Annotated in this window: 8 protein-coding genes and 1 pseudogene; 5 read left to right on the top strand and 4 right to left on the bottom strand. The window is 70.0% G+C overall.

All coding sequences use genetic code 11. From position 1 onward, the window contains the following. The 3 genes and pseudogenes from NBW84_RS18215 to NBW84_RS18205 form a co-directional block, all read left to right on the top strand. Positions 1-183 (top strand): annotated as a pseudogene (locus tag NBW84_RS18215) (hypothetical protein); the annotation flags it as partial. A gap of 135 nt (positions 184-318) precedes the next feature. Continuing rightward, positions 319-522 (top strand): DUF7455 domain-containing protein, encoded by a 204-nt coding sequence (locus NBW84_RS18210; protein WP_250285936.1) that lies wholly within the window; start codon positions 319-321, stop codon positions 520-522. Between the two features lie 439 nt (positions 523-961). After that, positions 962-1,855, top strand: coding sequence for a YihY/virulence factor BrkB family protein (locus tag NBW84_RS18205; protein WP_250285935.1), 894 nt, complete (start codon positions 962-964; stop codon positions 1,853-1,855). Here the strand turns inward: NBW84_RS18205 and NBW84_RS18200 are convergent. Continuing rightward, the gene (locus tag NBW84_RS18200) at positions 1,849-2,922 is read right to left on the bottom strand and encodes an LCP family protein (protein WP_250285934.1); all 1,074 of its coding nucleotides are present in this window, start codon (positions 2,920-2,922) and stop codon (positions 1,849-1,851) included. The genes NBW84_RS18205 and NBW84_RS18200 overlap by 7 nt on opposite strands. 343 nt (positions 2,923-3,265) lie before the next feature. Then, a complete protein-coding gene (locus tag NBW84_RS18195) occupies positions 3,266-4,396 on the bottom strand; it encodes a CoA transferase (RefSeq protein ID WP_250285933.1) in 1,131 nt (376 codons plus the stop codon). 270 nt (positions 4,397-4,666) lie between these two features. Here NBW84_RS18195 and NBW84_RS18190 point away from each other — a divergent pair, with 270 nt between their 5' ends. After that, the gene (locus NBW84_RS18190) at positions 4,667-6,112 is read left to right on the top strand and encodes an aminopeptidase P family protein (protein ID WP_250292358.1); all 1,446 of its coding nucleotides are present in this window, start codon (positions 4,667-4,669) and stop codon (positions 6,110-6,112) included. A gap of 259 nt (positions 6,113-6,371) precedes the next feature. On the opposite strand, the gene NBW84_RS18185 is transcribed toward NBW84_RS18190, so the two are convergent. Then, positions 6,372-6,713, bottom strand: coding sequence for a histone-like nucleoid-structuring protein Lsr2 (locus NBW84_RS18185; RefSeq protein WP_013874753.1), 342 nt, complete (start codon positions 6,711-6,713; stop codon positions 6,372-6,374). 432 nt (positions 6,714-7,145) lie between these two features. Between NBW84_RS18185 and NBW84_RS18180 the strand changes: the two genes are divergently transcribed. Beyond that, positions 7,146-7,616, top strand: a complete 471-nt coding sequence (locus NBW84_RS18180; RefSeq protein ID WP_250285931.1) for a hypothetical protein — start codon at positions 7,146-7,148, stop codon at positions 7,614-7,616. 122 nt (positions 7,617-7,738) lie between these two features. On the opposite strand, the gene NBW84_RS18175 is transcribed toward NBW84_RS18180, so the two are convergent. Then, positions 7,739-8,563: an ABC transporter ATP-binding protein gene (locus NBW84_RS18175; RefSeq protein WP_250285930.1), complete on the bottom strand. Its 825-nt coding sequence runs from the start codon at positions 8,561-8,563 to the stop codon at positions 7,739-7,741. Positions 8,564-8,714 lie beyond the last annotated feature (151 nt).

Below are 8,714 nucleotides of genomic sequence, written 5' to 3'. Positions count from 1 at the left end.
GACGCCGATGCCGTCGACGACACCGCCGGGCAGGCCGACCTCGCCGCACGGACGTCGCCGACGCCCCGGAACGGGCGCACGGGCACCGCCGGCCGGGCCGGGGAACGCGGCTCCGGTGGCCGCAAGAACCGCAAGTCCGTACCGGCCTGGGACGACATCGTCTTCGGCGCGCGCCGTACGTGATCACCACACCTATGATCATCACGACTCCCGCCGTGCCCCGGCCCTGACCTGCGTCGCCGACGGCTCCGAGAGGCCTGAGGGAACCGTCACACCGCTGGGCGGAACCAAATCCCGACGAAGACTGTTGAAGATGGTGTGACTGGAACCACTACCAGACCGACGCTGACCAACCTCGACCGGTGTGACCGGTGCGGCGCGCAGGCGTATGTGCGGGTCGTGCTTCCCGGTGGCGGCGAACTGCTGTTCTGCCGGCATCACGCCAAGTCCCACGACTCGAAGCTACGAGCCGTGGCCGTCGAATACCATGACGAAACAGACAAACTGACCGTCTCTCCCTGACCGCCCGCCACCCGGCGGCGGACATCGGCCCGGCGATCCCCCGCGGACACGATCACACGTTGTCAGCGGGGGCATTTTGATGTGGCCCGGAGGCATGGCTCGTCGACCGACGGCATGCCTCCGTTATCCATGCCGGCGCAACCAGGCCAGCGCAACTGGTGACATCGGCAGCGGCCGGCCGGCCGGGTTCCAGGCCAATCGACGACCGCTGGAGCCGCTGTGAACCCGAGGCCGTACCGTTGGTCCGGTGTGGTTGGCGAACAGGTTGCTGTCCGCGGTGCTCCAGACGCCTGGTCCCGCGTCCGATGCGTCGCGGCCCGCTGATCTGACGCATCCTGCTTCCGCCGCGCTGCCAGGCCTCGCGCCACCGTCAGGCCCCGTGTCGCCGTTGCCGGCCCGGCCTCCGAGAACAGTGCCCTCCCTGCTCGGACGGGTGTCGATGCGTGTTCTCACCCTCGCCCGCCGGACCGCGGCCCGTGCCTGGCGCGACCGCGTGCTCGGCCTCGCGGCCGAGGCCGGCTTCTGGCAGCTGCTGTCGCTGCCTCCCTTACTACTGGCGATCCTCGGCACCATCGGCTACGTCGGGGACGCGGTCGGCGCGGACGCCGTCGACAGCATCCGTCAGAGTCTGCTGAACGCCGCCGACGACCTGCTGACACCCTCGGTCGTCGACAACGTGATCCGCCCCACGATCAACGAGATCCTCACCCACGGGCGCCCGGATGTGATCTCGATCGGTTTCCTGCTGTCGCTGTGGACCGGGTCGTCGGCCATGGCGACCTACGTCAACACCATCACGATCGCCTACGGCCAGCGCCAGCTGCGATCAGCCGTACGCAGCCGGCTACTGGCACTGCGACTGTACCTGGCCCAGGTGGCCAGCGGTGTGATCCTGTTGCCCTCGCTCGTCCTCGGGCCGGACCTGATCTCGGAACTGCTCGACGCCAACCGCCACCACCTCGTCGGCTGGCTGCTGACGGTCCTGTTCTGGCCGGTGGTCGCGGTCCTCTCCCTGACGATGCTGACCTCGCTGTACCACCTGTCGTTGCCGTCCCGGCGCCCGTGGCGGCGGGCGCTGCCCGGCGCCCTGCTGGCCATGGTGGTCTGGAACGTCGGCAGCTACCTGCTGCGGCTGTACCTGGAAACGGTCTTCGGCAATGAACTGATCTACGGCTCGGTGGCGGCGCCCGTGGCCGCGCTGCTGTTCTTCTACATCACGGCGTTGGCCGTCCTGCTCGGCGCCGAACTGAACGCCGCCATCGACGAGCGCGGTGACCACACCCCGTCACCGGGCCACACGCCGCCGGGCCAGCGGCGGCCGGAGGTTCAGTAGGTGCACGATCCCGCGGTGGCGTCGGTCGTGGCCGTGGCGGCCACCAGGGTGATGGCCGGCCCGGCCGGCCCGCCCAGCGGGCCACCGTCGACGGCCGCGGCGCTCGCGGAGGACGGCCGCCGGCCGGAGAGATCCGCCAGGAAGGCCGCCAGCTTGTTCGGGTCGGTGAGCAGCACGGACTGGCCGCCTGCCTGACCAGGCGACGCCGGGACGGTCTCGAAGCGGACACCCCCGCTGCCCACGCCACGCAGCCGGACGGCCAGTGGCTGCAGGTCGGTCAGGGAGGTGCCGGCGTCGACGGTCACGGACGAGGTGGCCGCGTCCAGCAGGGAAGCCAGCCGGACCGGGTTGACCAGGGTCGAGGTGCTGGTCGCCGACCGGAAGACCACACCGATGAACTGCTGCTGACGCCGGATCCGGTCGAGGTCGCCCTCGGGCAGGCCGTACCGCTGGCGGACGAAGGCCAGCGCCTGCTCGCCGTTGACCCTGTTGTCGCCGACCTGGCCGTGCCAGCCCGACATCTTGTCGTCGAGGTTGCTCCGGCTCCCGTTGGGCAGCGGTTTCACGCACACGGTCACCCCGCCGAGGGCGTCCGTCATCCGTTGGAACCCGATGAAGTCGATCTGCAGGTAGTGGTCGATACGGATCTTCGTCAGCGTCTCGATGGTCCGTACCAGCAGGGACGGCCCGCCCAACGCGAACGCGGCGTTGAGCTTGGACTTCCGCGCGGCGTGGGCGCGGCCGGCGGAGTCGGTGTAGGCGGGGATCGTCACCCACAGGTCCCGGGGGAACGAGGCGAGCGTGGTGGAGCCATCGGCGTCCAGGTGGGCGAGGATCGTGGTGTCCGACCGCTGGCCCTCGACCTCACCGAACTCCCCGTCCGTACCGCTGCGGCTGTCCGAGCCGACGAGCAGGATGTTGCGGGTACCGCCGCCGGCCCCGCCCGGCCGCCGCTCGGTGCCGGGGAAGGCCAGCGACACATGGGTGACCTTGTTGTCATAGTGCCGCAGGGCCAGCCAGCCCCCGCCGGAGACGGCCAGTACGAGGACGGACGCCAGCGCCGCCACGCCGGTGACCAGGCGGCGCCCAGTGGAGCGCCGGGGCGGTAAGGGCTCGGGCGGCGGCTGTGACGGCTGGAACGGCGGCGGCTGCGACGGCGGTGGCTGCTGCCATCCGGGCTGCGGCGGTGGCTGCTGCCACCCGGGAGCCCCGCCCGGGGGCCGGCGCTCCTCAGGCCATCCAGGCCGCCGCCCCGCTCGTCCGGGCCCGTCCGGAGGCCACGTCATGACCACGTCCCCTCGTCCACCCCACCGCTCGCCATCCCTGTCGACGTCCGGTAGCCGTTGGAATGTTCCCGGTCCCGGGTGTCGCGCCCACGACTTCCACCGCCGTCACCGGCGCACCGCCGGATCAACCGAACTCGGCCCGGATCGCGGGGCCGTCCGCGTCGAGTACCGGTTCCGGCGGCCGCCGGGAGTCCTGCGGCCAGTCCGCCATCTTCACCGGATTCCCGGGCAGCGGAAGGCCCCCGGCGTCGACCACCATGCCGCGGAAAACAGCCTGTTCGGAGGAGACCGCCTCCGCCACGTTGTTGATGGGGCCACAGGGTATGCCCGCCGCACCCAGCACTTTCAGCCAATACGCAGCCGGCTGGGCACGAAGAGTCCGCTCCGCTTCCTGCTTGAACGCCTCCCGGGCCGCCAGCCGGGCACTGTTGGTGACGAACCGCGGATCCGTGCCGAGATCCGGGCGGTCCAGCGCGCGGCACAGCCCGGCGAAGAGGCTGTCGTTCGCGGCACAGATCACAATGCTGCGGTCCGCGCAGGCGAACGTGTCGAACGGCGCGATCGAGTAATGTGCGTTGCCGATGCGCGGCGGCGTGACACCGGTCGCCAGATAGGACAGGGCCGCACCCTCGAGCAACGACAGTGTGGCGTCGAACATGGCTATGTCGATATGGGTACCGCGGCCGGTGGCCAGCCGCCCGTACAATGCGGCCCCGATCGCGCCGAAAGCATACAGACCGGCCGCAAGGTCCGCGATCGGGACGCCGGGCTTCACCGGGTCGCTGTCCGGTGACCCGGTGATCGACATAATCCCGGTGGCGGCCTGCACGACCGCGTCGTAGGCCGGCCGGTTTCGCCACGGGCCGGTCCGCCCGAAGCCGGAGATGCTCACGTAAACCAGTCGAGGATTACGTCCCGACAACGTGCCCCAGCCGAGACCGAGCCGGTCCATCACGCCGGGCCGGAAGTTCTCCACCAGCACATCGGCGCGGTCGATGATGGAAAGTAACGTCGCGTGGTCGTCCGGATCCTTCAGATCGAGCGCGATCGACTGTTTGCCGCGGTTCACCCGGGCGAAGTACAGCGACCGGTCGTCCATGAACGGACCGTAGGAGCGGGAGTCATCCCCGTGACCGGGACGTTCCACCTTGATGACCCTCGCCCCGAGATCGGCGAGCATCAGCGTGGACAACGGCCCGGCCAATACCCGGGTGAGATCGACGACAAGAAGGCCATCCATGGGACCCGGCGACATAGGCACTCCTGGGACGCTACCCGCCACGGACCGCCGCGGCCTACCGTTGGAACCATGAGTACGCGCCCGAGTGCTTCCCCGCCTTCTACCGGCAGATCCGAGCAGCCTACCGACAGATCCGGACAGCCGGCCGGCACGTCATCCACCGCTGGTTCCAGCACCGGTTCCAGCGCTGCTCCCAGTTCCAGCGGCGGTTCCGTCACCGGGCCCGCTTCGCCGGCGGGACAGGCCAGCCACGACCAGCAGCCACCTTCCGCCTTCCGCCGATTCATGGCCACCGGCTGGGTGTCCACCGCGGAGCCGACGCCGGCCCGTGACGATGTGGCACAGTACGCGGCCCAGGATGTGGCCCAGTACGCGGCCAAGCGGCGCGCGCTGCTGAGCTCACGATTCCCGGCCGAGACGCTGGTGGTGCCCAGCGGTGGGCTCAAGGTACGGGCGAATGACACCGATTACCCGTTCCGGCCGGGCAGTGATTTCTTCTGGCTGACCGGTTGTCACGAGCCGGACGCCGTGGTGATTCTGCGTCCGAGCCCCGGTGGCGACCACGACGCCGTCCTGTATGTCGCCGACCGCTCGGACCGTTCCACACCGGCCTTCTACACCGACCGGCGCTACGGCGAACTGTGGGTGGGACCACGCGCGGGGGTACGGGAGACGTCGGCGGCTCTCGAGATCACCTGCCGCCCGCTCGACGAGCTCGCCGAGGCGCTGGCCCGGCTGTCACCGGCGACGACCCGGGTGGTACGCGGCCAGGACGAGCAGGTGGACCGCGCGGTCCTGCGGTACACGCCCGCCGGCCGGGAAGCATCCACCCCCGCCGGGACCGACCGGGACACGGAGCTGGCCCAGGTCCTCTCCGAGCTGCGGCTGGTCAAGGACGAGCACGAAACGGCCCTGCTGGAGCAGGCGATCGCCGCCACCGTCCTGGGCTTTTCCGAATGCGTGCGTGAGCTGGACCACGCGATGACACTGCCCAACGGCGAACGGTGGCTGGAGGGCACGTTCTGGCGCCGCGCCCGGGTCGACGGCAACGACGTCGGGTACGGCTCCATCGTCGCCTGCGGCCACCACGCCACCATCCTGCACTGGGTCCGTGACGACGGGCCGGTACGGCCCGGCGACCTCGCGCTGCTGGACATGGGTGTCGAGTCCCGCTCGCTTTACACCGCCGACATCACACGCACGCTTCCCGTGAACGGACATTTCAGCGATGTGCAGCGTCAGGTGTACGACGTGGTCCTCGCGGCCCAGCAGGCCGGAATCGAAGCGGTGCGACCGGGCGCACAGTTCCTCGACCCGCACCGGGCGGCAATGCGGGTGATAGCCGAGGCGCTGCACGGCTGGGGGCTGCTCCCGGTCAGCGTCGAGGAGTCTCTCGCGGAAGACCCCGAAGCACCGAACGCGGGCCTGCATCGCAGGTATACCCTGCACTCCACGTCACACATGTTGGGCCTCGACGTCCACGACTGCGCCCACGCCCGTGACGAAGCTTACCGCGACGGCCCACTCACGGCCGGGATGGTGCTCACGGTCGAGCCGGGGCTGTACTTCCAGCCCAACGACATTACGGTGCCGCCGGAGCTGCGCGGGATCGGGGTGCGGATTGAGGATGACATTCTCGTCACCACCGCGGGCCACCGCAACCTGTCGGCCGCGCTTCCCCGCGCCCGGGGGGAGCTGGAAAACTGGATGGCCCGCCACCGCGGCACCTGAGCCCGGGCATGACCTGGGCGACAGGTTGCGGGCCCGACAACCTGTCGCCCAGAAAACAGCACTGCCACATGCCCCAAATTGGCCATAAGCGGCACCAACCAGGGGCCCGGCCTCTTCCGCGCCGGCACCGCCGTACGACTGACCCCCCGCGTCATGGTCCACCGCTCGGCCGCAGCCGGCCCCGTGCGCCCGCGACCACGCGAAAACAGTTGTGACCGCGTGGGATTCGGGCAACTGGACGAATGCGGCCGAGAGCGGCTCAGTGAGCCTTGTCGTACGCCTCGACGATGTTGGAGGCGATACGACCACGGTCACTGACCGTGTAACCGTTGGCTCGCGCCCACTCACGAATGTCAGCGGTACGGTCGGTGCCGCCGGTACGACGAGAAGCGCCGCGCTGCCCACGGCGGGCGGCAGTTGCCCGGCCACCCGAGCGACGCGCCGCCCCAACGAACGGAGCCAACGACTCACGCAGCTTGGTGGCGTTCTTCTCGGACAGATCGATCTCGTACGAAGCGCCGTCCAGCCCGAACCGAACAGTCTCATCGGCCTCGTGTCCATCGAGATCGTCAATCAACGACACGATGGTCTTCTGCGCCATGCCTCTCTCCTTCAGGTCAGCGAACCGCGGAACTCTTCGAGACTAGTATTACCACGTCATCAGGAAGAACTGTAACTGCTGGTTCGGACACGCGCGACCGCCATCGCCCGCGACATGCCGTCCGCGGCGTCATCGACACCACACAACGTCCCTCAGGTAGACGTGAGTCACGTCTAGCCAAAGCGCTGGAGGCCACCGTCAGGATAAATTTTGATCATGAGTTGTCGCCGAATCACGACTTCCGATCCGAAACGCCGGTGGTCGGCGCAGACAAGGACGTCACGGTCCGGCCGGCAGCGGTGAGCGCCACGCAACGCCATCAAGGATCCCGCACCTGCGAATGCGATACACCACGTATGGGCCGCAGCCGCGCTCATCCGATTCACGGTCTGGTAGTAGAGCTGGCCCGGTAGTAGCGCCCAAGGAGCCACGGTGGATGAGCGGACATGGATCGTCGATGCGGCAAATGTGATAGGAGCCCGCCCGGACGGATGGTGGCGCGATCGCGCGGCCGCCGCCGCACGCCTGCACGGACGCCTGTCCGCGCTGTGCCAGGGGGCCTCCACGCCACGGGCGGCGGCCAGCGAGGATCTGCCGGCCAGGGAGGACCTGCCGGCCGAGGTGATCCTGGTGCTCGAAGGGGCGGCCCGGGCCGGGGTCGCCGCGAGCGGGCGGCCCGGCGCCGGTGAGCCGGGCAACCGGCCCGCCGGGCTCGTTGTCGTCCACGCCCCCGCGGCGGGTGACGACACGATCGTGGCGGCGGCCGCCGCGGCGGTCCAACAGGGACGTGGCGCCGTTGTCGTCATCACCGCGGACCGCGCGCTCCGCGCCCGCGTCCACGCTGTGGGCGCGGCCACGGCGGGGCCAGGATGGCTGTGGGCGCTGCTCGACCGTCCCCGCTAGAACACGCCCGCCAGAACACGCCCGCCAGAACGCGGCCACCCGCTGGGAACAGCCGCCCACGGGAAACAGCGCCCATCGCCCGGACGGCCCGGACGGCCCGGACAGACGCTCAGACGGACGGCTCAGACAGACGGCGCGGTACGCCCCGAATGCTGGAAGACGGGCGTCAGCCGCGCGGAGAACCGGCCGGCACCGGCACCGACCTCAAGGGGAATGCCAAAGCACGCCGACAGCGCCGGGCCGGTCAGGACCGTCTCGACGGGCCCGGCCGCGACCACCCGGCCGGCGCGCAGCAGCAGCGCATGGGTCACACCCGGCGGAATTTCCTCCACGTGGTGGCTGACCATGATGGTCACCGGCGACAGCGGGTCCGCGACCAGCCGGGTCAGCCGCGCCAGCAGGGCCTCACGGGCCCCCAGATCGAGCCCGGCGGCCGGTTCGTCCATCAGCAGTAGCTCGGGGTCGGTCATCAACGCACGCGCAATCTGGACGCGCTTGCGCTCGCCTTCGGACAGGGTGCCGTACCGCCGGTCGGCGAGATTCCGGCAGCCGACCTGGGTGAGCAGCTCAAGGGCCCGCCACCGGTCGTCATCGGTGTATTTCTCGGTGGCCCGCCCGAGCACCGCCCACGCGGCCGTCATGACCACGTCGAGGACGCGTTCGGTGGCCGGCAGGAGGTCCGCGACCGCCGAACTCGCCAGGCCCACCCGGCTGCGCAGGTCGAACGCGTCGACCTCACCGAGCCGGCCGCCGAGCAGGTCGACCGTTCCGCGAGTCGGGAAAACCCGGCTCGCCGCCACCTGGAGCAGGGTTGTCTTCCCGGCGCCGTTCGGCCCGAGAATGACCCAGCGTTCACCGTCGGCAACGGTCCAGTGGATGTCGGAAAGGAGCGTCGCGCCATCCCGCACAACAGTTACCGAGTCCAGGCGCAACACCACGTCTGTCACGGGCCTCACGTTACGCGACCCGTCCCGGCGCGGAGCCGGCCGGGACGGTGTGCCTATCGGGAGGTGACCGACTTCTCAGCAATTCCGCCGCATTCGCGCCGGGCAGGCCGTCACGGCAGCGTCGCAGCACCATCACAGCAGTGTCACGGCA

This window comes from Protofrankia sp. CiP1_Cm_nod2 (assembly GCF_920664355.1).
Classification (GTDB): Bacteria; Actinomycetota; Actinomycetes; order Frankiales; family Frankiaceae; genus Protofrankia.
Note: the sequence above shows the minus strand (reverse complement) of the source record. Positions and strands in the feature narration are given on the sequence as shown.

Bases quoted from the DNA above. Each gene is read 5' to 3' on its own strand.
- NBW84_RS18205 (WP_250285935.1), top strand. From the start codon at position 962: ATGCGTGTTCTCACCCTCGCCCGCCGGACCGCGGCCCGTGCCTGGCGC.
- NBW84_RS18195 (WP_250285933.1), bottom strand. From the start codon at position 4,396: ATGTCGCCGGGTCCCATGGATGGCCTTCTTGTCGTCGATCTCACCCGG.
- NBW84_RS18190 (WP_250292358.1), top strand. From the start codon at position 4,667: ATGGCCACCGGCTGGGTGTCCACCGCGGAGCCGACGCCGGCCCGTGAC.
- NBW84_RS18185 (WP_013874753.1), bottom strand. From the start codon at position 6,713: ATGGCGCAGAAGACCATCGTGTCGTTGATTGACGATCTCGATGGACAC.